This window comes from Caulobacter hibisci (assembly GCF_016135805.1).
GTDB lineage: Bacteria > Pseudomonadota > Alphaproteobacteria > Caulobacterales > Caulobacteraceae > Caulobacter > Caulobacter hibisci.
This window is the reverse complement of record NZ_JADWOX010000002.1, coordinates 84501-110361: the sequence shown is the minus strand read 5'-3', so window position 1 is coordinate 110361 and position 25861 is coordinate 84501. Positions and strand designations below refer to the sequence as shown.

General features: G+C 70.0%; 12 protein-coding genes. 3 read left to right on the top strand and 9 right to left on the bottom strand.

What is annotated here, in order from left to right:
* Positions 1–66 precede the first annotated feature (66 nt).
* The 9 genes from I4Q42_RS03715 to I4Q42_RS03675 all read right to left on the bottom strand — a co-directional run bounded on the left by I4Q42_RS03715 (position 67) and on the right by I4Q42_RS03675 (position 20994).
* Positions 67–5988 (bottom strand): autotransporter outer membrane beta-barrel domain-containing protein, encoded by a 5922-nt coding sequence (locus tag I4Q42_RS03715; RefSeq protein WP_198574720.1) that lies wholly within the window; start codon positions 5986–5988, stop codon positions 67–69.
* Positions 5989–6184: 196 nt separating this feature from the next.
* A complete protein-coding gene (locus I4Q42_RS03710) occupies positions 6185–6832 on the bottom strand; it encodes a response regulator transcription factor (RefSeq protein WP_198574719.1) in 648 nt (215 codons plus the stop codon).
* A 57-nt stretch (positions 6833–6889) separates the two neighbouring features.
* A complete protein-coding gene (locus I4Q42_RS03705) occupies positions 6890–7252 on the bottom strand; it encodes a response regulator transcription factor (RefSeq protein ID WP_198574718.1) in 363 nt (120 codons plus the stop codon).
* 117 nt (positions 7253–7369) lie between these two features.
* A complete protein-coding gene (locus tag I4Q42_RS03700; protein WP_198574717.1) occupies positions 7370–9640 on the bottom strand; it encodes an acyl-CoA dehydrogenase in 2271 nt (756 codons plus the stop codon).
* A 220-nt stretch (positions 9641–9860) separates the two neighbouring features.
* Complete coding sequence (locus I4Q42_RS03695; protein ID WP_232792842.1) at positions 9861–11090, bottom strand: pectate lyase family protein; 1230 nt, start codon at positions 11088–11090, stop codon at positions 9861–9863.
* A 141-nt stretch (positions 11091–11231) separates the two neighbouring features.
* Positions 11232–14696, bottom strand: a complete 3465-nt coding sequence (locus tag I4Q42_RS03690) for a TonB-dependent receptor domain-containing protein (protein ID WP_198574716.1) — start codon at positions 14694–14696, stop codon at positions 11232–11234.
* A gap of 171 nt (positions 14697–14867) precedes the next feature.
* Positions 14868–18005 carry a sugar-binding domain-containing protein gene (locus I4Q42_RS03685; RefSeq protein WP_198574715.1) on the bottom strand — a complete coding sequence of 1046 codons (3138 nt, stop codon included), beginning with the start codon at positions 18003–18005 and terminating at the stop codon, positions 14868–14870.
* Entirely contained in the window at positions 18002–20650 is a 2649-nt protein-coding gene (locus tag I4Q42_RS03680; protein ID WP_198574714.1) for a glycoside hydrolase family 3 C-terminal domain-containing protein, read from the bottom strand. Before I4Q42_RS03680 ends, I4Q42_RS03685 begins: the two co-directional genes overlap by 4 nt.
* Positions 20650–20994, bottom strand: coding sequence for an HU family DNA-binding protein (locus tag I4Q42_RS03675; protein ID WP_198574713.1), 345 nt, complete (start codon positions 20992–20994; stop codon positions 20650–20652). The genes I4Q42_RS03680 and I4Q42_RS03675 overlap by 1 nt, the downstream gene beginning before the upstream one ends.
* Positions 20995–21290: 296 nt before the next feature.
* Between I4Q42_RS03675 and I4Q42_RS03670 the strand changes: the two genes are divergently transcribed.
* The 3 genes from I4Q42_RS03670 to I4Q42_RS03660 are packed head-to-tail and all read left to right on the top strand — an operon-like array spanning position 21291 to position 25859.
* Positions 21291–21896 (top strand): RNA polymerase sigma factor, encoded by a 606-nt coding sequence (locus tag I4Q42_RS03670; RefSeq protein ID WP_198574712.1) that lies wholly within the window; start codon positions 21291–21293, stop codon positions 21894–21896.
* A complete protein-coding gene (locus I4Q42_RS03665; RefSeq protein WP_198574711.1) occupies positions 21874–22812 on the top strand; it encodes a FecR family protein in 939 nt (312 codons plus the stop codon). Before I4Q42_RS03670 ends, I4Q42_RS03665 begins: the two co-directional genes overlap by 23 nt.
* Entirely contained in the window at positions 22809–25859 is a 3051-nt protein-coding gene (locus tag I4Q42_RS03660) for a TonB-dependent receptor (protein ID WP_198574710.1), read from the top strand. Before I4Q42_RS03665 ends, I4Q42_RS03660 begins: the two co-directional genes overlap by 4 nt.
* Positions 25860–25861 lie beyond the last annotated feature (2 nt).

Sequence of the window (25861 nt, the reverse complement as noted above, 5' to 3'; positions counted from 1 at the left end):
CCGCGCACCAAAAACCCCGGAGCCAGGCTCCGGGGTTTCCGTTCTTTCCGATGATGATCGCCGGGATCAGAACTTCCAGTTCAGCCCGGCCAGCACCGCCTGCCGGCCGCCGTCGCCGAACTCGCCGGAATAGGCGGTCGAGACCGTCATCCGCCCGGAGACGTCGTAGCCCAGGCCCGCGCCGACCGCGCCAAGGGTCTTGGCGCGTTGCAGGCCGTCGGCGGTGATCGTCGCGTCCAGGCCGGTCAGGCGGGCCGAGGCGGCCGGATCGTCGCCGCCGACGCGGCTGCGGAAGCCCAGCGAGACGAACGGATGCAGCTTGGCGCCCGCCGCCTGGCCGCCGCGCAGCTCGACCTGGCCGTCGACGAACCAGGTGGTCGTGCTCTCGCCCGACAGGGTCAGGCCGAAGGCCCCGCCGCCCTGTTCGGCCACGCCGCCGCGCTTGGTCGCCACATAGCTGGCGCCGAGGCTGGGGCGCACCGCCCAGTCGCCGCCGCCGACCGCGACCGGATAGCTCAGCCTGGCGTCGGCGACCCAGGTCTTCAGCTTGTAGTCGCCGCTGGCCTGGACGCCGCCGGGCGCGGTGCGCCGGGTGGCGGTGTCGGCGCTGTCGTGCGCCGCCGCCAGGTCGAGCTCGAAGCCTGACAGGGCCACGCGCCCGAGGGCGCCGACGACGAAGCCGTCGAGCTCGGTGCGGGCGTCCAGTCCAGCAAGGCGCTGGCGACCGTCGAGATAGCCGACGAAGCCGCCGATCCAGGCCGACTTCAGGCCGTAGCCGACGCCGCTGATCAGGCCCGCGCCGTCGATCTTGCCGCTCACCACGCCCGCGCCCGTATCGCCGTCGAGATCGCGGCGGCCGGCGAAGGCCTGACCGAAGCCGAACAGCCCCGCCTCCTCGGGCGCGAACCGCGACTGGCCGCGCGCGGCGTCGATGACCGCCAGGCCATCCTCGGTCGCCAGCTGCGTGGCCGAGGCGTAGGCCTGCGGCGTCACGCGCGCCAGGGCCGCGGCGTTGCTGCGGCCGGTGGTCGGATCGACCAGGGCCGGCAGGGCCGCGACCAGGCTGGCGCTGGCCTTGTCGGCGATCAAGGCGGTGTTGAGGGTCGTGACGAGGTTCGAGACTTCCCGCGAGAAGGTCGAGCTGGTGGTGAACAGGCCCAGGGCCTCCAACCGGGTGGCCGACTGGGTCAGGTGCAGGTTCAGGTCCTCGGCGCCCTGGACGGTCGAGAACGAACCGGTGATGCCGCCGTTGGCGACGATCAGGTCGAGACGCCGGCCCGGGGTCAGTCCGGTGGCCGCGCCGGTCAGCTTCAGGGTCGCGCCCTGGGCGATCGTCACCTTGCCCGAGACCACCAGCTTGTCGCTGACCGACGAGGTCAGTTCGAACAGGCTGGTCGAGCCGGCGGCCAGGGCGACATTGCCCGTCACCGTCATGGTGCCGGGCGAGGCGCCGGGGCTGAGCGTCCCGCTGACGGCGATGTCGCCGACGACGGCGCCGGCCGAACCGAAGGTCGCCCCCTGCCCCACCGTGATCGTGCTCGCCGACAGTCGCGAGCCGGCCAAGCCGATCAGGCGGCCGCCCGAGACCTGGATGGTGTCGAAGCCGAAGTCGCCCGACAGGCTGGAGACGCCCGACTGCACGCCCAGCGCCTCGAAGCCGGTGAAGGCCCCCACGCCGAAGGCGGTCGGCGCGGCGTCCGTGCCGCCCACGGCCAGTTCCAGGCGGTCATAGCCCGCGCCGCCGGCGGCCGAACCGCTGAAGGTGGAGCCCGAGGTCAGGCGCAGCAGGTCGTCGCCCGCGCCCAGGTCCATGCGTCCCTGGAACGCGCCGCCGACGGTGACGGTGTTGGCGGCCACGCCGAGGGTCAGGTCTCCGGCCTGCAGACTGGCGCCGCTGGCGATCGTGAAGTCCTGGCTGGAAGTGACCAGGCGGGTGAATTGGGCCGCCCCGCCGGTGAAGTTCAGCGCCCCCGTGCCCGTGACTTCCAGGGTCTCGAACTGCTGCAGCTGGTCGCCGCGCAGCGACAGGTCGGAGACCAGGTCGATGCTGACCAGGTCGGAGCCCGCCCCGCCCAGCACCGTGCCGGCCAGCTGGCCGCCGGCCGCCAGACGTAGGACGTCGTCGCCCGCGCCCAGGTCGATGGTTCCGGACAGCACCCCGCCCGACAGCACCGACAGGGTCTGGCTCCCGGCCCCGAAGGCGGTCGTGTCGCCGGTCGCGCCAAACGACCCGGCCACCGCCAGGGCGCCGCCCGCCAGGTTGACGGTCTCGAAGCCGCTGAACTGGCCGGTCAGCGTGACCAGGCCGGTGTCGGTGAAGGACAGGACGTCGACGCCCGCGCCGCCGATCTTCAGGCCGCCGAAGCTGGCGCCGGCCAGGATCAGACGATCGTCGCCGCCGCCGAGGTTGATCGTGGCCACGTCGCCGTCGATCGACACCGTCTCGGCGGCGTCGCCGCCATAGACGCCGGCCACCGAGAAGCCCGCCTTGCGCAGGGTCAGGCCCGCGCCCGCCAGGCTGATCGAGGTCCAGTTCTGGTCGAGGGTGAGACCGAGCGTCCCCTGGCCGGTGACCGACAGGGCCTCGAAGTTCGTGCGCGCGCTCAGGCCGGTGCGGTCGCCCGCCAGCTCGACGATATAGGTGTCGATCCCGCCGCCGCCGTCGATGTTGCCCGCCGAGCTTCCCGCGCCTTCGGTGAAGCTGTCATCGCCCGCGCCCAGGCTCACAGTCCCGCCGATGACGCCGCGATTGACGATGCTGTCGACGCCGCCGGCGAAGGAGACCCGGCCCGCGATCGTCCCCTCGTTGATCAGGCGCTCGCCGCTGGCGCCGCCCGAGAAGGTGGTGGATCCGGTCGTCCGCACGGTCGTGCCGGCGGCGACCTTGGCCTCGCCGCCGTCGAGCAGCAGGGTCGAGGCGGTGAAGTCGCCCGAATAGGTGATGCTGCCGCCGCCGATCTGGCGGAAGCTTTCGAAGTTCACGAACTGCGAGCCGCTGAGGCTGCCGCCGCCCGTGGAGTCGATGACCAGGGTGTCGAGGCCGTAGCCGCCGTCGACCGTGCCGTCCATCTTGCCGCCGAGCCACTGCACGAAGGTGTCGTTGCCGTCGCCCAGATCCACCCGGCCGGTGATCGTTCCATAGTTCTCGATACGGTCGTCGCCGTAGCCGGTGCTGATCAGGCCGGTGATCGCGCCGTCGTTACGGATGGTGTCGGCATAGTAGCCGGTGGAGATCGCGGCGGTGGCGCCGGAGATCGAACCGCCGGCCGCGTTGGTGATGTTGACCAGGTTCGAGGCGTATTCGCTCTGGATTGCCGCGCCCGAACTGCTGGCGATCACCCCGCTGTTGGTCACGGTGAAGGGCGTGCTCGACCAGCCGCCGTACTGGATCGCCGAGGAGATGGTCGAGATCGTGCCGCTGTTCTGCACGGTGAGCACGCCGCTGACGACATAGCCCGACGCTGATCCCGCGGTCTGGGTGAGACTGCCGGTGTTGACGAACGTCTTGGCGTCGTAGAGGCCCGCAGCGTTCGACAGGGCGATGGTCCCGGAATTGACGACCTTGTCGCCGCCCGTGATCGCGATTGCGCCTGACACCGTCAGGGAGCCGGCGTTCTCGAACGTCGCGCCCGAGGTCAGCTGGATAGCCCTGGTCCAGTAGCCGGCGACCGACTGGTTCACGCTCAGCGCGCCACGGCTGATCACCGAGAGCTGGCTGGTCGCGCCATAGCTGACGCCCTGGGTCGACAGCTCCAGAGGACCGTTGACCGTCAGGATCGAGTCGGACGTGGCAATGTCGGCCGTCAGGTCCAGCGTCCCCGCCCCACTGGTCGCCAGGCTGCTGTTCAGGACGCCGTCGATGGCGATCGTCGCCTTGGCGTCATCGGCAAGGGTGAGGGCCAGCTTCTCGAACCCGGCTATAGCGCCGAGCGTGGCCTTGGTGTCAGTGGCGATCCGCAACACGAGGGTGTCGGCGCCGGCGCCGGCATCGACCAAGCCCGTCACGCCGACGAACTTGCCGTTCTTGATCCGGCCAAGGTCGGTGACGAAGTAGTCGTCGCCGCCGCCCAACAACAGCGAGCCGTTCAGCGTGCCGCCCGCATCCCAGAACACGTCAGACGAGGTGTCATAATAGGACGCCGCCAGATTGACGTCGCCATTCAAAGTCCCTGCGTTGCGGACGATCACGTTGTAGCCGGCGGCGATCGAGCCGGTCGTTCCGGCGATGACCCCGTCTGCGCCGTTGTCGACCGTCGAATAGTAGCCCGGCGCAACGCCCGCGCCGTTGGACGCGGTAATCACGCCGTTGTTCACCAGGGTCACGGACGACATGGTGACGCCCGAGGTGACGCCCTCGATACGGCCGGTGTTGGTCGAAGTCTTTCCCCGGGTGACCCCGCCCCCGAGATCCAGCAGCACCGCCACGCCATCGGTCGAACGGATCAGGCCCTCGTTGGTGAACAAGCCGCTCACCGTCAGCCCGTAGGCCGACCCTATGATCGAGCCGCTGTTGAGGAAGGTGTCGGTGGAATAGTCCTGGACGACATAGGCGCCATTGCCGTTCAGGCCTTGGATCGTCCCCGAATTGACGAACTTGGCGGCGCCGCGCAGATAGACCGCGTAGGCGGACGGCAGATAGGGGCCCGATCCGCTGGGGATCGACAGCTGGGCGGTGATGTCGCCGCTGTTGGTGAAGTTCAGGCGCATGCCCGAGGTGTAGTAGGTCGAGAAGGCCGTGCCCGTGGTGTTGACCGTCCCCTTGGAGACGACGCCGCCCGTCCCGCTGAGCGCCACGCCATCGGGCAGGTCGCCCTCGAAGGTGACGACCGCGCTGTTGCTCAGCGCGATCTGGTAGGTCTGGAAATTGGTCGGCAGGACCGAGCCGGCGAAGGCCTGGCCCAGGGTCTGATCGCTGGAAACCAGAAGCCGCACGGCGTTCGCGCCGCCGCCGCCATCGAGCCGGCCGGTGATCGTACCATAGTCGAGGCCGCTTGCCCCCCAGGCGGCGATCAGCACGTCGCCGGACGAGCCGAACACCAAGTCGCCGTTGATCACACCGCCTACATTGTCGACTGACGAACCGTCATAGGCATAGGAGGTGGCCAGGACCGAACCGTTGATCACGCCGCGATTGGTGATCCGCAGCGCGCCCGAGCCGTTGAAGGCGTCGATGGCGACCGAGCCGCCGCCCTGGATGACGCCGCCGGTCTTGTTGTCCACCACGATGCCGCCCGACGCGCCGATGGCGACGCCCGTCCCGGTGTTGACGATGAGGCCGCTGTTGATGATCGACGGAGCCGAGCCCGGGTTGATCGTCGCGACCGATCCCGACGACCGGATCGTGCCGGTGTTGGTCACCACCCCGCCCCAGAGGGCGTAGTTGCCAGACGCGTAGCTGAAGGCCGAACCCGAACCGCCATCGATGACGCCGGCGTTGTCGAGCGTCTGGACCGTACCGCTGATGCCGCCGATATAGCCGCCGGCGCGGTTGATCACCGTCAAGAAGGCCGTCCGGTCGACCGGGGAAGCGACCAGCGCCGCCCCGGAGGAGGAACGGATTACGCCGCTGTTGTCGATGCTGGCCATCGAACGGCCGTAGTAATTCGCGCCCGTCGTCCCATCCAGGCGGATCGCGGTCGCGCCCTCGATCACCCCGTCGGCTCCCACCACGATATTGGCGGTGGTCTGGTTGAAATAGGGAACCGTGGTCTCGTTGCGCACCAGAACGCCAGCCCCGGCGCCGCCGTTGATGCGCCCCAGCACGTTCAGGGTCGCGGTGGTGACGGGCGTCATATAGGTCGTGCCGGTCGAGGTGATCAGCACAGCGGCGTTGTCGCCGCCGGCCGCCGTCAGGCTGGCGCCGGCCGAGATCTCGGTCGTGCTGGTCGTTGCGACGGTCAGGCGACCGGTAGTCGCGCCCGAGCAGAATGTGGTGACCAGGCCCGTAGGCGGATTGGGCGAACAGGCCGCCTGGGCCGTCCCTGCCATGCCCGCGGCAAGGGCCGCCAGGCTGCACCCCAGGAGACGACGACGCAACACGCGCGAACGCGAGACGCTCAACTCAGACACAAGCCCACCCCCAAAAACAGATACTTTAGGTCGTGTAGCTTTGCTGTCGAGAAACGTCGAGATCGCACGCGCACAATTTTCGCGACGTGGCGAAACCTTGCGCAGGCGGTCGTTGCTAGGACGCGGCGCGCTCGCGCTCCAGGGCCTCGGCCATGCGCACCAGTTCGGCGAAGGAGCCGGCCTGCATCTTCTTCATCAGACTGCCGCGGTGCAGCTTGACGGTGATCTCCTGCAGGCCCAGCTCGCCGGCTACCTGCTTGTTGAGCAGGCCGGCGGTGACCAGGGTCATGACCTGCTGCTCGCGCGGGGTCAGGCCGTCAAAGCGCGCCTTCACCTCGGCGACATCGCGGGCCAGTTCGCGGCGCTTGCCGTCCTTGGCGAGGGCGGCGGTGACGGCGTCGATGACGTCCTGGTCGCGGAAGGGCTTGGCCAGGAAATCGACGGCGCCGGCCTTCATGGCCCGCACGGTCATCGGCACGTCGGCGTGGCCGGTCATGACGATGACCGGCGCGCGCACCCGGCGGGCGGCCAGGGCTTCCTGCAAGTCGAGGCCGCTCATCTTGGGCATGCGGACGTCGACCAGGATGCAGCAGGCCGTCTCCGGCAGGGCCGCGTCGAGCAGGGCCTGGGCCGAGGCGTAGAGCGCCGTCTGCAGGCCGACCGAGCGGAACAGCTTGTCCATCGAGCCGCGGAACAGCTCGTTGTCGTCGACGATCAGTACGGTCTGCACCGCCTCGTCCACCTGCCGTTCAGCCTTGGCCATCCCCGCCTCCACCAAGCTAACCTTGGGGCCCCCGCCCCGTTTCTGACAAGCGCCGCCTCAAGCCTCGTCGAGCATCGTCTTCAAGCTGGCCTCGATCCGATCGGGCGCGCAGGGCTTTTCGAGGAAATCGCGAGCGCCGGCGGCCAGGGCCTGGTCGCGCATGTCCGGAAAGGCGGTGACCACGACGACCGGCAGGTCCGGATGACTGGTCCGCAGGCGGCGCAACAGGTCCAGGCCCGAGATCTCGGGCATGTGGATGTCGGTGACGACGACGGCCCAGGCCTCCGGCCCCGAGGCCAGGAAGCTCGCCGCCGAGCCGAAGACGCCGACCTCCAGCCCGAAGGACCGGATCAGCCGCGCCAGGCCGGAACGGACAAGGGCGTCGTCGTCGATGACGGCGATGGCGCGCCGACGGGACATGGCGTTTCTCTAAGCACGCCCGGAACCTGGACGCTGACGAGAGAGCCTTAGCCCCCGGGGTCGGGCGGCGACACCCATACGCTGGTTTGTGGTCGCTCGCCCGGACACTGCTTGAGTTCAGTGGATATAGGCCGGCGACACGCCTTCTCGCGACGGCGGCGGCGGGACCTCCACCCGGGCGGAAGCCTGAGCGGCCAAACCGTCGTGCGGGAAGTCGTCGACGGCGACCACCTCGGCCACGGCCTTGTCGGCGGCGTCCAGAGCGGCGGCTTCGTCGGCGGTGATCAGGCCCTCCTCCCAGGCCCGGACGCGGTCGCGGACCTTGGCGGCCTTCAGGCGGTCGTGGATCGGCTGGGTGGCGACGACGCGCTCGAAGGCGTCGATCAGCTGGCCGACCGCCTCGTCCTTGCCGCCGACATAAACGTTCTCGACCAGGCGGTCGCGGGTGTCGGACGGCTGGATCAGCAGCTCGGCGCAGGCGCGGGTGACCTTGTCGGACGGTCCGCGGCGACGGGCGCCGAACGGCAGGATCGCCGCGCGCAGCAGCCAGCCGGCCAAGCGGTTGGGCAGGTTGGCGAACAGCTCGTCGAAGCGCTGCTCGATGGTGGCGAAGGCGGTGTCGGCGCACCATTGCAGCAAGGGGAAGTCGGCGTCCTGGCGGCCCTCGTCCTCCCAACGCTTGAGGGCGCCCGACAGGAAATAGAGCTCCGACAGGATGTCGCCCAGCCGCGCCGACAGCATCTCGCGACGCTTCAGATCGCCGCCCAGGGTCAGCAGGGCGATGTCGGAGGCCAGGGCGAAGCCGGCGGCGTAGCGGCCCGCCTGGCTGTAGAAACGCGTGGCGCGGCCGGCGTCCGGAACCGGCGACAGCGCGCCGTTGGTCCAGCTGCGGGCGATCGTGCGGACGCCGTTGCGAAGGCTGTGGGCGACGTGCTTCCAGAACGCCTGGTCGAAACGCTCAAGGTCCTGCTCGCCGATTGCCAGGATCTCTTCCAGCATGAACGGGTGCGCGCGGATCGCGCCTTGGCCGAACACCATCAGGCTGCGGGTCAGGATATTGGCGCCCTCGACCGTAATGCCGACCGGCACGGCGCGATACTGGGCGCCCATGTAGTTGCGCGGCCCCTCGATGATCGCCTTGCCGCCATGGACGTCCATGGCGTCGTTGACGACGACCCGCATCCGCTCGGTGGCGCCGGACTTCAGCAGGGCCGAGATCACCGACGGATGGTGGCCCAGATCCAGGCCCGTGCAGGTCAGCCGGCGGGCGCCATCGACGAGGTAGGCGTTACCGGCGATGCGGGCCAGGCGCTCCTGCACGCCCTCGAACTTGCCGATCGGCACGTTGAACTGACTGCGCACCCGGGCGTAGGCGCCGGTGGTCAGGGCGCTGAAGGCGGCCGCCGCGCCCGACAGGGCCGGCAGCGAGATGCCGCGCCCGGCCGCCAGGGCGGTCATCAGCATCTTCCACCCCTGCCCGGCCCGCTCGGCGCCGCCGATCAGCAGATCCATGGGGATGAAGACGTCCTTGCCCCAGTTGGGACCGTTCTGGAAGGTCTGGAAGGCCGGCAGGTGGCGGCGGCCGATCTCGACGCCGGGCGTCGTGGTCGGGACCAGGGCGCAGGTGATGCCGACATCGGCCTCGCCGCCCAGATAGCCGTCGGGATCACGCAGCTTGAAGGCCAGGCCCAGCACGGTGCAGACGGGTCCGAGAGTGATGTAGCGCTTGTGCCAGTTGAGGCGCACGCCCAGCACCTCGCGGCCCTCCCAGGTTCCCCGGCAGACCACGCCCTCGTCGATCATCGCCCCGGCGTCGGAGCCGGCCTCGGGGCTGGTCAGGCCGAAGGCGGGCACTTCGCGGCCGTCGGCCAGGCGCGGCAGCCAGTGATCCTGCTGGGCCTTGGTGCCGAAGCGAAGGATCAGCTCGCCGGGGCCGAGCGAGTTGGGCACCATCGTAGTGACCGCCGCCGATACCGACCGGGTGGCGATGCGGCGGACGATCTCGGCATGGCCGAAGGCCGAGAAGCCCAGGCCGCCATAGTCCTTGGGAATGATCATCCCGAAGAACTTCTTCTCCTTCAGGAGGGTCCAGACCTCTGGCGGCAGGTCGCGGGTCTCCCAGGTCATGGTCCAGTCGTCCAGCATGGCGCACAGCTGCTCGACCGGGCCGTCCATGAACGCCTGCTCGTCGGGGCGCAGCTGCGGCTTGGGGAACGACAGCAGCTCGTTCCAGTCCGGATCGCCAGTGAACAGGGCCGCGTCCCACCAGGTGTCGCCGGCGTCGATGGCGTCGCGCTCGGTCTGCGACAGGGCCGGCATCACGCCTTGCGCCCACTGGAAGATCGGCCGGGTCAGGAGATCCCGGCGCAGGGAGGAGAAGCTGGTCATGACGCCCGCCTTGGTTACTGGTCGGGGGTCAAACGCGTGTAGAAGCCCGAGCGATCCTTCTCCCCTTGCGGGAGAAGGTGGCGACCGAAGGTCGTCGGATGAGGGGTCTCTCAGGTGGGAGCGCTTCACCCGGCCTTACCGCAGCGCGCAGCTTTCAGTTTTGAGAGACCCCTCACCCGACCTGCTTCGCAGGCCACCCTCTCCCGCAAGGGGAGAGGGATTATTTGGGATACCCGCCGACTTCCTTTTCATCGTCAATGACGCGGCCGGTCCCGTCCTTCACCTGCCGCAACACCCGCAGGTCGATGGCGTCGCGATCCCACGGTCTTGCGCCGGCGGTGGCCAGGACGCTGGCTTCAACCGCGGAAGCCGGAAGCGCCTTCAGCCCCTTCGGCCACAGCGGCGGCCGCGCCAGCCGGCGCACCTTCGGCAGGGGCGTGGTCGGCAGCACCCGCAGCTCGGGCATCGGCCGGCCGTCGGCATAGGCCGCGCGGTTGTCGCGGGCGTAGAGGTCGAGGTCGCCCTGACCTTCGACGATCAGGAACGGCAAGTCCGGCCGGGTCGAGGCGCCGCCCTTGATCACATTGCCGACCAGGGCCAGCTGCCCCACCTGCCAGGCGCGGCCCTCCCACTCCGGGGCGTTGAGCGCGTAGTGCATGGCCCGCGTGCCCGGATCGTAGACCAGGTTGTTGACCGAGACGGCGTGGACCGCGCCCTTGAACAGCTGGTTGCGCTCCAAATTGTGGGCGTAGAGGTTTCCGACGATCAGGACTTCCGTCGCGTTGTCGTGGATCAGCGTGCCCTTGGAGTGCTCGCCCTTCACGTGGCTGGCGTGCGACAGCCCCTCGGACACGATGTTGTTGCTGAAGGTGATGCGGCGGGAGGTTCCCTGACGCCAGGCCTCCACCGTGTCGCCGCCGTCGAAGCGCGGGCCGGAGGCCGAGAGGTTCTCGTCGGTGGCCCAGGCGATCGAGCAATGGTCGACGATCACGTCATGGGCCTTCCAGCAGGTGATCCCATCCACCTCCCAGCCGCTGCGATCGGGCGCGCCGTCGCGGCCGGCGCGGACGCGCAGATGGCGCAGGACGACGTCGTGGCTTTCCACCTGGATGCCGCCACGGATGAAGGTGATCCCCGGCGACGGCGCGGTCTCGCCGGCGACGGTCAGGAACGGCTCGCGGATACGGATGCTCTTGCGGCCAAGGTCGATGACGCCGACGACGTCGAACACCACCTTGCGCGGTCCAGCCGCCTCGACGGCGGCGCGGAACGAGCCTGGGCCGTCGGGCGCCAAGGTGGTGACGCGCAGGGTTCGGCCGCCCTCCCCGCCCCTGGCGCTGGCCCAGCCGGCGGCGGCGAGGTCTCCGGCCCGGGCGGCGGCAGGCAGAACCAGTCCGGCCCCGAGGCCCGCAAGCAGGGTTCGACGCGGTATCCGCTCTTGCATGGTCATGGTCCGCACCTTCGCACGTTGAAAAGAAACGGCGGAGGACCGCGAGGGTCCTCCGCCTAGGCCGCCTTCCAGGCCCTGGGGAAAGCCGAAGGCGGGCGGCCGCCGCGCGGAGGGGCGCGCCGGCCAGTCTCGCGGGCGCCCCTAGTACTTGTAGCGCACCCCCACCCGGTAGTTGGGGCCGCTGCCGCCGTAGGACAGGATCACCGGGTCGGTGAAGGTGAAGCGCTCGGACTTCTCGTCGGTGATGTTCAGCGCCTCGAAGGTGATGCTGACCTGCTTGAGCGGCTGGTAGCGCATCGAGAAGTCGACGTTCATCGTCGACTTGGCCCCGTCGAACTCGTTGATCAGCGGGCCGTCACAGGCCGAGCCGTTGGCCTGCAGGCCCGGGTCGCAGTTGCCGGCCCCGACCGGATACTTGGTGTAGTACTCGTCGCGCTGGGCCATCGAGACCCGGGCGTTGAACTTCTTGGTCTCGTAATAGACCGTGAAGTTGACCCCCTTGGGCGAAGCGCCCAGCCAGGGGCCGGCGCCGTAGACCGGAGCCTTGATCACCGCGCCGGTGGTGGCGTTCACCGAGCCCGGATCGAGGATGTACTTCAGCTCGGTGTCGAGCTTGGTGACGTTGAACTGGACGCCGAGGTTCTTGAAGTACCAGGGCAGGAAGGTGAAGTCCTGCTGGTAGCTGAACTCGACGCCCTGCAGCACCCCGCCCGGCGCGTCGCGGACCTGGCGGGCCAACATCACGTTGTCGGCGTCGATATAGGCGCGGCGGAAGACGTCGCCGCCGGTCTCGCCCGGAAACTGGGCCTTCAGCTGGGCGATGGCGTCGGCGTCGAGGAACTCCGACAGCGGGGCCTCGTAGAACACCGTCTGCGGATAGGAATCGATGTCCTTGCGGAAGTAGCCCAGGCTGATCAGGCCGCCCTTGGCGAAGTACCACTCGGCCGCCACGTCGAAGGCCTTGCCGCGGAACGGCGAGAGCTTCGGGTTGCCGACCGTGAGCGTGCCGCCGGTGACCGAGCCGTCGCTTGGGATGCTGACCCCGGTGATGGCTGGCGACAGGTTGCCCAGCAGCGGGCGGGCCATGACCTTAGCGGCGGCGAAGCGGATATAGAGGTTGTCCCAGGCTTCCCAGGTCAGGTTCCCGGACGGCAGGGTGTCGGTGTACTTGTTCTCGCCCTTGATCACCCGGCCGGCCGTGGTCTCGCCCGTGGACTCGACGTCGGTGTGGGCCTGGCGCACGCCGATGTTGCCGAACATCCGCCGGCCGCCCCAGACCTCGTAGTTGAAGCCGAACTGGGCGTAGTAGGCCAGATTCTTCTCGGCCACCTCGAACGAGGCCGAGCGGTTGCGCTTCCGGGTGATACGGAAGTCGCCGTACTTGTTGATGCAGTCACAGGTGAAGCCGAAGACGCTGTCGAAGGCCTCCAGGTTGGGGGCGAAGAAGCGGGTCGTCGTGCCCGTCGGCACGTCCAGCCCCTGGCCGAACTCGATCACCTGACCCAGCGAGGCGACGCTGACGCCAGCCTCCTTTTCGGTGGGGTTCAGGAGGTCGTTGTTGCGCTCGTACTGGTCGGTCGAGAACTCGTACTTGCGGCCAGTGACCCCGAACTTGATCGTCCAGTTGTCGTCAAGCTCATAGGACACGTCGCCCTTGACGCCATTGTAGGTGTTCAGGGTGTTGCGCTTGTAGTGGCGCATCCCTGAGAAGCCCTTGACGATGCCCCACTTGGTCGGATCGGCCGCGTCGAAGCCGACGTCGAAGCGCGGCATGCCGTTAGCGCCCCGCTCGTCGAAGATGAACGCCTCCTGGGCGTCCATGTAGTTGAACTCGACCAGGGTGCCGGTGTTCTTGTTCTCAGAGCGCGAGGCTCCGTAGGCCAGGGTGGCCTTCAGCCTGTCGCTGAACTCATGGGTCAGTTCGGCCGAGACCTGGCGGAAGTCGGTGGTGTAGGCGCCCCGGTCCGCGCCCGAGCGCCAGTCGACATTGCCCAGCTTCAGATATTCGGCGTTCTGGCCGACCACCTCGGCGTCGAGCAGCTTCACCGACGGGCGGCCGATCAGGTCGCCGCGGAACGGCAGGGACGCGGCCGGACCGGCGTAACCGGGCGAGGACGGGTTGGTGTAGTACTCGTAAGGATCCAGGTTGTTGGGATTGTAGCTGAAGGCATAGCCGCTGACGGGGCTAGCCCCGTACAGCTGCTGGCCGCAGTCCTGGCCGGGATTGAGGTCGGTCTCGGCCGTGAAGGTGCAGCCGCCAGGATAGAGGGCGCGGCGCTGGGCGTCGGTCATGGCGCTGCCGGCGCGGGCCGTGGCGGTGGGGACGTTGGCCCCGTACTGGTAGCTGGCGTTGGTGTTGTTGCGGTTCAGGCCGACGGGCGAGAGCTGGTAGTTGGTGCTGGTGCTCTCGAACTTCGAATAGAGGCCGTCGACCGACAGCTTGGTGCGCGGGCCGATCTCGAACTGGAACGCGCCGGTCAGTCCCAGGCGCTCGGTCTCCACGTCGCGCTGGGCGATCGACGGCAGGGCCGGAAAGCGGATCAGGCTGTCGTTGCAGCCCGGCGAGACAGGCGTCAGGGTCGCCACCGACTGGGCCGCGGTCGCCGCGCAGTTGGGATAGAGCTTGGCGTAGGCGGCGGGATCGGAACCGGTCAGCTCGGCATAGGCGGCCGGGTTGGCCAGCGGATTGTAGTAGTTGGCGGGATTGGCCTTGTAGGCGTCCAGCGCTGCGCCCGTCAGGGTGGTCGGGATCAGAGCGGTGAACACCGTGCCGGTCGGGGCGGCGAAGCCGGCGCGGCCGGGCAGTTCGTCGCCGGTCCAGGTCGAGCCGCGATAGACGTAGTCGGCCGAGCCGCCGCCCCGGGCGTAGGTGTCGTCCTCGGAGGTCCGCTTGGCGTAGGCGGCAGACAGCAGCAGGCCCATGCGGCCGTCGAACCAGCGGTTGGACACCAGGCCCGTGATGCGCGGGCTGTGCTTCTTGCCGTTCTGGTAATAGCTGTCCTCGGCCGACAGGGCGAAGGCGCTCTTCTTGTAGTCGAAGGGCCGGCCGGTGATCAGGTCGACCGTGGCTCCCAGCGAGCCCTCGTCGGCCTCGGCGGACGAGGACTTGCGCACCCGCACCGAGCTGAACAGCTCCGAGGCGAAGGCGTTGAAGTCGAAGGCGCGCGAGCGGTTGGGGCTGGCGCCGGAGTCGTTGGCCGCGCCGGTCGACAGGGCCTCCATGTTGTTGATCCGTACACGGCTGAAGTCGCCCGACAGGCCGCGAACGCTGATCGTGCGGCCCTCGCCATTGTCGCGGTCGATCGAGATGCCCGGCAGGCGCTGCAAGGATTCCGCGAGGTTGGAGTCGGGGAAGTCGGCGATGTCCTCGGCGTTGATGGCGTCGAGCATCACGTCGGAGTTCTTCTTGGTGTCGATGGCGCTGCGCAGGGCGGCGCGATAGCCGGTGACGACCACCTCGCTGACCTGGTTGTCGGCGATCGGCGCATCGGCGGCCGGCTTGGCCGGGGCCTGGGCGAAGGCAAGCGCGGGGCTCAGCAGCACCGCCAGCGAGACGCCGGCCAGAAGCCGCGTTCTGGGGGCCTTGGCCCCGTTTTGAATGTTCATCTTGGTTTCCCTCCCAATATGGATCGCGCCTCTCGGACGCGTCGGATTTGGCGCGAGCGCTCCCGTGCGCCGCGCCAGGGGCGTGGCGGCGGGAAGGCCGTTGCTCATCTCTTGGTGTTGTCTGGACGGCCGGGCCGTCAGGTCATGGCTCTAGGCGCTGGACATCGTCGCTCACCCTCCTGGGCTCGTGATCGGATCGGCGGCCAGCCAGTCCAGAGCGTTGCTCAGCCAGCGGGCCTGGAGCGGCGGGGCCATGTCGGGCAGGCGGTGGACCAGCGCGCGCATCGCTCCCTTGCGTGCGACCAGGCTGGCCGCGCCGTTGCGGCGGTCGTGGTCGCGGCTGTAGGCGGCGATCACCTCGACGCCCTGCCCGTCAACCAGCAGGCCGTTCGAGGGCTGGCCCTCGACCTGGTGCAGCACGCTCATGGCCCTGTCGGAGGGGATGCCGGCGAAGGTCGGGTGAGCGCGGACGTAGTTCCAGTTGCCCATCCACGGCGCGCGCAGACCGCCGACCTGGCCGGCGTAGGTGAAGAGGCCTAGGCCAGCGAGCTGCCGAGCGACGCCTTCGGCCAGGCCGTCTTCCTGCACCATGGCCAGCAGCGGGGTTCCGGCCTGGACGGCGGCCAGCACCTCGGCGGGCAGCTCGCCCAGGACCAGTTTGACCTTCTCGCCCTTCTTGGGCTGGGCTTCGAGGCCGGTCTGTTCGCCGACCTGGCGACGGACGATCTCGTTGGCCTTCAGGCCCGAGGCGACGATGCCGTCGTAGCGAGCGCCGGGCTTGAAATCCTCGACCGCGACGCCGGGCTGGTTTTCGAGTTGGGTGCGCAAGCTCCTGGCCACGCCCGAGACGGCGAGCTTCAGCTTGCGGCGCGGACCGCTATGCGGTGCGGCGACCCAGACCTCGCGGTCGGAAATCACCTCGCCCGAGCCGGCCAACACCAGGCGGATGACATACCGCCCTTCCCGCTCGAAGGCCGGGGTGCGGACGCTTTCGGCGACCAGCCACGACAGGCGATCGGGTTCGTGGGCAGGCGCGGACCAGCGCCCCGCCGCCCGCGCCGCGCCGTCCGGCCCGATCACGCTGAGCACCAGCTCGCCGCTCGCGGCCTTGCCGGTGTCGTTGAACAGCCAGAGGTCCAGCTCGGCCGCCTCGCCCGGCGCATAGGCCAGCTTGCGGGGCTTGGCGACGGCCAGGACCGGCCGCAGGCTCTGACTCATCAGGGTCGGATCGGCCTTGAAGCCGCGCAGCACGTCGACGATGCCCGAGTGGTTCTCGATCGCCGTGCTCTCCCAGCCGGAGATGGCGGCGACGTCCACCGTTTCGCCCAGGCGGATGCTCTCCAGGTAATTGCGCCAGGCGTCATAGGCCTTGGTCCCAACCGACAGGAACAGCGCCTCGGTGGTCGGGAAGGCCTTCCGGAAGCCCCAGCGGTCGAGGAAGTCGCTGGTCGCGCCGACGATCGCCTTGTGGTCTTCGAGATCGTAGCTCTTGCCGCCCTTGGCCAGGATCTCGGCGACCATGGCCACATGGTTGTCGGCCACCGCGCAGCCCTGCATCTCGCCGAACTCGACGATGAACGGCTTGCCGGTCTGGCGGTGAATGTAGTCGTCCTTGCCCGCGTAGAAGCGGTCGTACCACTGGTCGCCGGCGCCCTGGTGCTCGACCCACCAACCGCCCCATGCCTCGACGTCGGAGCGGTAGTAGTGGTCGTCATAGGGCAGGTACATGGCCTGGGCCGCGCCGCGCTTGACGAAGCCGTCGTTGAGGATGACCGCCCGGCTGGGGTCGAGGTCGTGCATGGCCTTCAGCACATGCTGCACGTCGGGATTGGCCAGGTTCGCGCCGATCTCGTTCTGCAGGGTGTAGTGGGCCAGCGACGGGTGCGAGCGGAAGGCCCGCACCATGGCCTGGCACTTCTCGATCATGAACTGACGGCTGAAGGCGTCGGCGGGCGGCAGGGCTTCGCCAGGCTTGAGGTCGCGGCCGATGGCGTGTCGGCCGCCGCCGGGCTCCATCACCCGCAGCAGGCCCATCTCGTCCATGGCCTGGAAGACCTCGGGCTTGCCGACGTTGCGGTGGAAGTGCAGCGCGTTGAGGCCCAGGGTCCGGGCGGCGGTGACCTCGCGACCGGCTAGTTGCGGCGTCGGCCACAGGCCGTTGAAGCCCCAATAGCCCCAGGAGATCGCCGAATAGAGCCGGATGCGGCGGCCGTTCAGCCGCAGCAGGGCGTTGGTCCCCACGCCCTCGACGCCGAACCAGCGGAAACCGAAGCGAACCTCGCGGGCGTCGATCTCGCGTCTGGTCTCGGCCCATGAGAAGCGCAGGCGATGCAGGCGCGGCGTGTCGAGGTCCCAGAGGTCGGCCTTGGGCGCGGTCACCGTGAAGCGGGCGCGCAGGCGGCGGCCGCCTTCGAGGGCTTCGAGGCTTTCCAGCTTGATCTCGGCGGCGACCGGCGCGCCGCTGTCGTCGACCAGGATCGCCGAGGCCTTGGCGCGCAGGCGTTCGGGGTGTGTGGCCGGCTTCTCCAGCACCACATCCATGAAGGCCGTGACCGTTCGGGGCTGCGCCGTGTTCAGCACCCAGGCGTCATCGATGCGCGCGGCCAGTGGGTGGATGCTCAGCGACAGGCCGCGGTCGAGGCCGCCGAAGCCGTGCGAGGCGAAAAGCTTGACCTTGCCCCAGGCCATGGTGGTGCTGTCGCGCCAGTCGAAGCGGCCGCCGGGATTGGTGATGCGGATCGACAGGCGGTTGGCCTGGCCCGGCAGCATCGCCGCCGTCAGGTCGCAGGCGAAGGGCAGCTCCGACATGATCGAATAGCCGACCAGCCGCTCGTTCAGGAACACCTCGGCCCGCAGCCGCGCGCCGCGCAGGTTCAGCAGCACCCGCTTGCCCTTGGCGGCGGCGGGAATGTCGATCGACCGCGACCACCAGGACACGCCCTTGTAGGCGCCGTAGCGCGGCACGTCGTCGTCCTCGGCGTAGCGGTATTCGTCGGCGCCGTAGGGACGCGAGGCGAACTTGCCCCAGAAGTGCTCCTCGACCGTGGTCGGCAGGCTGACGGTGATGGCTTCGGGCGCCTGCAGCGCGCTCCAGCCGCCGGTCGGCGGGTTGATGGGCAGGGTCAGCAGATCGACGGCGCTGGGGAGGTGCAGCGTATCGTCCTTCCAGGCCGCGGCCTGGTCGATCCACAGGCTCCAGCCCTCGTCGGGCACGGCCAGGAGGTCGGCCGCCGGCGCGGCCTGGGCCATGCCTGTCGCGGCAAGGCCCGCGCCGCCGGCGGCCAGGAAGGATCGGCGGTCGAGCCTCACGGCAGCACCTTGCGGCCAGTGACCGCGACGTGGGCGGCGACGCCGGCGGGCTTGGCTAGGCCCGGACGAGCGATGGGCTGGCCGCCGCCGATCCACAGATCCACCGATCCGGCCTCGACCGAACGCACCCCGGCCGGGTCGACGACACTCAGGGCCGCCGGATCGAGATCGAAGGTCACCGTACGGGTCTCGCCGGCCTTCAAGGCGATCCGCTGGAAGCCCTTAAGCGACCGGACAGGCGCGCCGGCGCACCCGCGCGAGACGTAGAGCTGGGCCACCTCGTCGCCGTCTCGCTGGCCGGCGTTGGTGACGGCCACCGAGACCTTCAGCCCCTCGCCGGCCCTGACCATCTTGGCGAGCTTGGGCTGACCGTACTTGAAGGTCGTGAAGCTCAGGCCATGGCCGAACGGATAGAGCGCCTCGCCGCCGAAGTAGCGGTAGGTGCGGCCGGCCATGCCGTAGTCCTTGAACGGCGGCAGCTGGTCGGCCGAGCGATAGAAGGTCAGCGGCAGGCGGCCCGAGGGGTTGAAGTCGCCCGCTAGGAGACCGGCCACGGCGTGACCGCCCTCGCCGCCCGGATACCAGGCCTCAACGATGGCTGGGAGCTTCTGGTCGGCCCAGTTCACGGCCATGGCCGAGCCATTCATCAGCACCAGCACGACCGGCTTGCCGGTGGCGTGCAGGCCCTCCAGCAACGCCTGCTGCGGGGCCGGCAGGTCGATGCGGGTGCGGTCGCCGCCGGCGAAGCCCGGAGCGCGGACCGACATCTCCTCGCCCTCCAGCTTGGCGGTCAGGCCGCCGACGAACAGAACGACGTCGGCGTCCTTGGCCGCGGCGATGGCGGCCTCGGCGCCCTGGCTGGGACGGCTCCAGGTCAGGCGCTGGTCGCCGCGGTCGCCGTCCTGCCAAGCCTCGACCGTGATGGCGTGAGCCTGGCCCGCGGTCAGGGCGACGGCCCCTTCCGGCGTGGCGTCGGCCGGACGCTTCCAGGCGTCGACAACGACCTTGCCGTCGACGATCACCCGATAACCGCCCTCGCCGCGCAGGGTGAAGCGGTGAAGACCGGTCTCGGTCGGCTTGAGGTAGCCGCTCCAGCGCGTTGACGTCTGGCGCTTTTCCCGCTGCGGTCGCCCCCAGGCGACCTGGATGTTGTCGGCTGCCCCAGTCTTGGCCTCGCCGGCCAGATCCAGGCCCTGGAAGGTCTCGACCTTGACGCCCTTGGTCGCGCAGGCGGCGTCGGCGCAGAGGGCGTCGCTGGGCAGGGTCGCCATCGGCGCACCGACCAGCCCCGTGCCCTCGACATAGGTCACCTGGGCCTGCGGATAGCGGGCGCGGATCCCGGCCAGCACGGTGACCGGCTTCGATGGCGTGCCGTTGTAGTTGCCGACCAGGGCGTCGAGGCTGTCGGCGTTGGGGCCGATGACGGCGATGCGCTTCGGCGCGGCCTTCAGCGGCAGCAGGCCGTCGTTCTTGAGCAGCACCATCGAGACCTGGGCCGTCTTCAGCGACAGGGCGCGGTTGGCCGGGGTGTCGTTGTCGGCGGGCGTGATCTTCGAATAGGCGACGTTCGAAGGCGGGTCGAAGAGCCCCAGCTTGATGCGGGCCACGAACAGGCGGCGGACGGCCTGGTCGAGCTCGGCTTCCGTCACCAGCCCGCCCTTTACGGCGTCGACGATCGGGCCGATCTCGGCGCTCTTGTCGGCTCCGAACTCGGCGCAGATCAGGTCGTTGCCGGCCTTGAGGCTGACGGCGACGGCTTCGGCCGGGGTTTTGACGTAGCTGTGCGAGGTCGGCAGGAAGACGTCGGCGATGGCGGCGCAGTCGGAGACGACGTGGCCCTTGAAGCCCCATTTGCCGCGCAGGGTGTCCTTCAGCAGGAAGTCGCTGGCGCAGGCCGGCACGCCGTCGACGGCGTTGTAGGCGCACATCACCGCCTCGACCTTGCCCTGCTTCACCAGGGCCTCGAAGGCCGGCAGGTAGGTGTCGGCCAGATCGTGCTTGCTGGGGTGAATGTCGTCGTGGTGGCGGTCGGCCTCGGGGCCGCTGTGCACGGCGAAGTGCTTGGCGGTGGCGGCGGTCTTGTAGTGCTTGGGATCGGTCCCCTGCAGGCCCTGGACGAAGGCCACGCCGAAGGCGGCGGTCAGGTGCGGGTCCTCGCCCCAGGTCTCCTGGCCCCGGCCCCAGCGCGGGTCGCGGAAGATGTTGATGTTGGGCGACCAGACGGTCAGGCCGCGATACTGGGCGACCGCGCCGTCGGGCCCGCGCTTTTCGACGTACTTGGCGCGGAACTCGGTGGCGATGGTGTCGGCCACGTCGTGGATCAGCGGAACGTCCCAGGTCGCCGCCATGCCAATGGCCTGCGGGAAGACCGTGGCCTCGCCGGCCCGGGCGACGCCGTGCAGGCCCTCGCTCCACCAGTTGTAGGCGGGGATTTCCAGGCGCGGGATGGCCGGCGCGGCGTGCTTCAGCTGGCCGGCCTTCTCCTCCAGCGTCATCCGCGAGACGAGGTCAGCGGCGCGCGCTTCGGGAGAGAGGCTAACGTCATGGAAGGCGTCGGCCGCGAAGGCGGCGGCGGGCGCCGTGGCCAGCGTGAGGGCCAGCAGGGAAACGAGGCCAAAGCGACGGCCGTGGACGGAAACGCTCATCAAACATCGCCTCGGGAAGAATTCAGGTCACGCAGCAGCTTGCGGTCGGGACGCCAGACGATCGCCCGCTCGCCGCCCAGGTCGGCGCGGGCGCCACTGGAGGGGTTCACCAGGCCGTAGCGGCGCTTGTCGCGGATTTCGAAACGGCCAAGGCCCGGCAGTTCGACGACCTTGCCCTTGAGCAGGGCCTGGCGGATCTGGCGGCAGAGCGAGCGGGTCAGCATGTCGCCGACGTACACCTCGAAAGCCCGGCCGATGTCGAAGACGGGCTCTTCGGCGGGCCGGTCGCCAGCCTCGGCGCGGCCTTTTGGCGGCGCGCCCGAGTCGCGTGCAGAGCTGTTCATGGCGCCGCCTCCCCTTCCCAATCGCGGTCTTGCCGACCGTCTCGCCCGGATAGTCACCGGTGTCATGATTGAAATAAGCATGTCGCATTCGCGACGAAAAGCGAAAAAGGTACCGGTAACTTAAATAATTGCGGGAAATTTCAGCAAGTTTTTACCCGACGCCGAACGACGTTTCCCGCTGACCGATCCGCACAACAAAATCATGCCCGGGGCATATTTTTCGCAGCGCATTGATCCTGCCGACAATCACCAGCATCGTCCGCCCACCGGCTTGAACCGGAGGATGGGGAGGCCCCGTGTCGAGGGCGGAGCGGCCAGAGGCGCGCGAGAACGCGGCGCTGTGGAAAGACCGGTCGGCCTATCGCCGCGCCTACGCCCAGGACTGGAGCGACCTGTGCGCCTTCCTGCGCGCGCGCTTCGGCGGCGGCCCGCCCGATCCCGAGGACGTCGCCCAGCAGGCCTTCCTCAAGCTGGGGGAGCGGTCATCTGATCGCGCGCTGGAAAGCCCCCGGGCCTTCGTGTTCCGCGTCGCCATAAACCTGTGTCTCGACGGCCGGCGCAGCCGCCAGCGGACCGCGCGCCTGCTCGACGTCTCGGCCCCCGCCCTTGAGCCCGACGAGCCGCCGGACGTCGAGCGCATCCTGATCGCGCGCGATGACCTGAAGCTGCTGGAAAAGGTGGTGGCCGGCCTGCCCGATCGTCATCGCCGTTACTTGGCCGCCAACCGCATCGAGGGGCTGAGCTTCGCCGAGATCGCCCGCCGCGAGGGGGTCTCCGAAGCCCTGGTCCGCAAGACCATCGATGAAACCACCGCCGTCTGCCAACGCGCCCTGGCGCGCGGCGGCATAGACCACGCAACCGACTTTAGGGGCCTGTCCCGTGAACGCAGCCGTCGATCCTGACTCGCCGATCGGCCGCGAGGCCCGGGCCTGGGCCCTGGCGGTGCTGGGCGAGCCGTTCCCGCCGGAGCGCTCGGCGCGGCTGCGCGCCTGGCTGGACGCCGATCCCCTGCATGTCCGCGCCTATGAGGAGGCCGAGGCGCTGGTGCTGGCGCTGGGCCAGATCGAGGCTTTGGCGCGACCATCGGCACGCCCCCTGCCCCGTCGCGCTCCCGTGGGATGGATCGCCGCCGGTGCGGCCCTGGCCGCCTGCCTGGTCGCAGCTATCGTGCTCCTGCCCCGGCCCGCCGCCTTCGAAGCCGGGACCACCGCTCGGCAGGTTGCGCTGAAGGACGGCAGCACGGCGGTGTTGGCGCCGGGCAGCCGCCTGACCCAGGCCTCCCGCTGGAACGATCGCCGCTATACGCTGGAACGCGGCGAGGCCTTCTTCGCCGTCCGCAAGGCCGACGGCCGACGTTTCCAGGTCGCGGTCGGCGGCGCCGAGGTCGAGGTGCTGGGCACGCGCTTCGACACGCGGGCCGGGGCCGGCGGCCAGGTGCGGGTCGCGGTCGAGGAAGGCCTCGTGGCCGTCTATGAGGGCGCGGCGCGACGGCCTGTCGCCCGGCTCGGGGCCGGCGACTACGTGCAGATCGACAATGGCCGCGCCCAGACGGGCAAGCTGGCCGCCCCCGCGGACGCCGCTGCCTGGCGCAGCGGACGCCTGGCCTATGCCGACGCGCCCCTGGGCGATGTAGTGGCCGACCTGGTCGCCCGGGGCCGTCCGGTCAGGGTGACGCCGCGCGCCGCCGCCCTGCGGATCACCGCCGGCTTCCAGCTGGAGCAGGCCGACCGGTTCGTGGCCAGCTTGCCCGAGATCCTGCCGGTCACCGTCCGGAGCGCCGCCGACGGGACGCGCATGATCGACGTCGCCACAAAATGAGGATCGCGCCCGCGATCGGCGCGCTGGCGGTCGCGTGCATGGCCGCCGCGCCGGCCCTCGCCGCGCCGGAGCGCCGCTTCGCCTTCGACCAGCCGGCCCAGCCGCTGGCCACGGCGTTGCTGGCGGTGTCGGCGCGGACCGGAACGGCGATCGTCGCGCCCGCGGCCCTGACCGTCGGTCGCCGCGCACCGGGCCTGTCCGGGTCATTGTCGCTGGACCAAGCGCTGCGGACCCTGCTGGCCGGCTCCGACCTCGACTTCGCGATCTCGACGGGCGGCGTCGTCTCCCTGAAACGCCGCAGCGAGGTCATGGTCACCGCGCCGCCCGTACGGCGCGCGCCCTCCCCTGTCGTCGAGGACGACGAGCCGACGGCCGTGGCGGCGATCAGCGTCCTGGCCCGCCCCCTGGCCGAACCGGCGCAGGACGAGGCCCGCGATGCGCCGGCCCAGGTCGACGTGCTGCTCGAGGAACAGCTTCGCGGCGCCGGCGCCCTGGGCCTCGGCGACGCCCTGCGGCAGATCCCCGGCGTCGCGGCCGGTCCCGAGGCCGGCGAGGTCCGGCAGATCGCCGTGCGCGGGGTCGGCGGCCGCTTCACCCGCACCCGCGTCAACGGCATGGAGACCCTGGCGACCTTCGGGGCCAGCAACGCCGTCGGCGGCACCAATCGCGGCCGGGCCTTCGACTACAACATCTTCGCCGCCGATCTCTTCAAGCAGGTCAGGCTTCAGAAATCAGCCTCGGCCGACCTCGACGAGGGCTCGCTGGGCGCCACGATCGACATGCGTACCCGCTCGCCGCTGGAACTGCCCCGGCGGCACGCGGTGTTCGTGGTCGAGGCCGGCTACCAGACCCTGTCGGACCGCGCTCGGCCACGAGTGTCGGCGGTGCTGTCGCGGCGGGACGCGGCCGGACGGCTGGGCGTGCTGGTCTCGGCCGCCTATTCGGGCCGCGCGACGCTGGAGGCCGGGGCCAGCGCCGGCCAGTGGGAGACCGGAAACGCCGTCGCGCCCGGCTTCGGCGCCGTCGCCGCGCCGCTGGACCTGGCCACGGTCAACGCCGCCCTGCACGCCCGCATCCCACGCCTGGAACTGGTCGAGGTCGACCAGGAGCGCCTGGGCCTGACCGGCTCGCTGGAGTGGCGGCCGGACGACGCGACCCGGATCGCGCTGGACGTCATCTATGCGGAACTGCGCTCGGACCGGCGCGAGAACCTGCTGGAGAGCTTCACCTTCCGCACGCCGGGCGCCTGCACGAGCCCGCCCGATCCGCGCTGCGGGCAGAACGCCGTGACGGTGACCCAGGCGAACATCGTGCCGTTCGGCGGCCGCAAGCCGGTGCTGATCGCCGGCAGGTTCGACAATGTCGATGTGCGCTCGGAGGCGCGGCGCGACGTGCTGAGCACGGTCTTCCGCCAGACCACCCTGGCGGCGACCCGCCGTTTCCGTGAAGGCGTGGAGGGCAGGATGCTGGCGGGGTTCAGCCGCTCGGACTTCAGCAATCCGGCGCAGCAGACGCTCTATCTGGAGCAGTTCGACGTCGATGGCTTCGCTTACGATTTCTCTGACGGCGACCGGCCCGCCCTGAGCTTCGGGGACGCGGCCCTGACCACGCCCGGCGCGTGGACGGCCAGCGAGTTCCGCTCCGATCCCAACTGGGTGGACAACAGCTACAGGTCGCTGGCCATGGACCTGGAGGACCGCTCCGGCCCGATCGACTGGCGCGTGGGCGTGCTGGCCAAGACCTATCGCACCGTCGGAGCGGCGCGGATGCGGTCGGACGGCGGCATCGGCAACATCAACAGCGTGCTGCCCGCCGGCCTCGCGGCGTTGTCGGTCGCGAACTATTCGCTGATGGTCGGTCAGGGCGTGGACTTCGGCGTGACCGGCGCGCCGCGCCAGTGGCTGGCCTTCGACGTGGCCAGAACCCTGGAGGCGGCCTGTCCGGGCGCCGGCTGCTACGAGAGCGGTCCAGGCCCGGTGGCTGCATTGAACTATGCGGTCACCGAGCGGGCGGACGCGGCCTACCTGCAACTGGCCCTGCCCCGTGATCCGTCGCGCCGGTTCTGGGGCGAGGCCGGCGTTCGCCTGGTGCGCACCGGGATCGAGGCCGGCGGGCTGGATGTCGGCGCCGACGCGGTCCCGCGCTGGAAGACGGCGCCGAACGCCTATTGGTCCACCCTGCCGTCGATGAACCTGGCCTGGAGCCTGGGCGCCGACGCCGTGGTCCGGTTCGGGGCGGCGCGGGTCATGGTGCGGCCCGACCTGATAAGCCTGCGCCCGGGTGTGGGGCTTTCGACCACCGGCGCCAAAACGGCGTCTTCGGGCAATCCGAACCTGCGCCCGACCCGCGCCGACGCCTTCGACCTGTCGGTGGACTGGCGGCCACGACAGGGGCTGCAACTGACGGCGGCGGTCTATCACAAGGAGATCGCCACGACGGTGCAATCGACCGTCACCCGCCCGGCGCGGTTCTCGGACAATCCGTTCGGCCTGCCGGGCAGCGTCGCGGCGGCGGCCTGCGGCGCGGCGCTGGACTGCTCGCCGGACCTGCCGATCTGGCAGTTCTCGCGGCCGATCAATTCGGGACCGGGCCGGCTGACGGGGGCCGAAGCCTCGTTCCGCGCGAGCCTCGACGACCATTGGATCGTCCAGGGCGCAGCGGCCTATACCCGCACCGTGGTGCGCCTGCTCGACCAGGCCGGCGCCTGGGTCGACATGCAGGACGCCCTGGGCGCGCCGCGCCTGGCGGCCAACATGGCCCTGGCCTATCGGCGGCCAGGCGTGGAGGCGCGTCTCGCCGTCAGCCATCGCGGGCGTTACCTAGCCACCATTCCCGCCCCCAACGGCGGGGACGTCGACGGTGTCGATCCGCTGACCACGCTCGACGCCTCGGCGCGGCTGGAGCTGTCGCCCCGCCTGACCCTGACCGCCGAAGCCTCGAACCTGGCCGGCGCGGCGCAGCGGCAGTTCAGCGACCGCACGCTGATCCCGACCTATCGCCACGACACCGGGCGCGAGGTGCGGGTGGGGCTGCGGTGGGCGATGTAGCC

Excerpts from the sequence above, each read along its gene's own strand:
- I4Q42_RS03715 (WP_198574720.1), bottom strand. The coding sequence starts at position 5,988 with ATGGCAGGGACGGCCCAGGCGGCCTGTTCGCCCAATCCGCCTACGGGC.
- I4Q42_RS03710 (WP_198574719.1), bottom strand. The coding sequence starts at position 6,832 with ATGGCCAAGGCTGAACGGCAGGTGGACGAGGCGGTGCAGACCGTACTG.
- I4Q42_RS03705 (WP_198574718.1), bottom strand. The coding sequence starts at position 7,252 with ATGTCCCGTCGGCGCGCCATCGCCGTCATCGACGACGACGCCCTTGTC.
- I4Q42_RS03700 (WP_198574717.1), bottom strand. The coding sequence starts at position 9,640 with ATGACCAGCTTCTCCTCCCTGCGCCGGGATCTCCTGACCCGGCCGATC.
- I4Q42_RS03695 (WP_232792842.1), bottom strand. The coding sequence starts at position 11,090 with ATGACCATGCAAGAGCGGATACCGCGTCGAACCCTGCTTGCGGGCCTC.
- I4Q42_RS03690 (WP_198574716.1), bottom strand. The coding sequence starts at position 14,696 with ATGAACATTCAAAACGGGGCCAAGGCCCCCAGAACGCGGCTTCTGGCC.
- I4Q42_RS03680 (WP_198574714.1), bottom strand. The coding sequence starts at position 20,650 with ATGAGCGTTTCCGTCCACGGCCGTCGCTTTGGCCTCGTTTCCCTGCTG.
- I4Q42_RS03675 (WP_198574713.1), bottom strand. The coding sequence starts at position 20,994 with ATGAACAGCTCTGCACGCGACTCGGGCGCGCCGCCAAAAGGCCGCGCC.
- I4Q42_RS03660 (WP_198574710.1), top strand. The coding sequence starts at position 22,809 with ATGAGGATCGCGCCCGCGATCGGCGCGCTGGCGGTCGCGTGCATGGCC.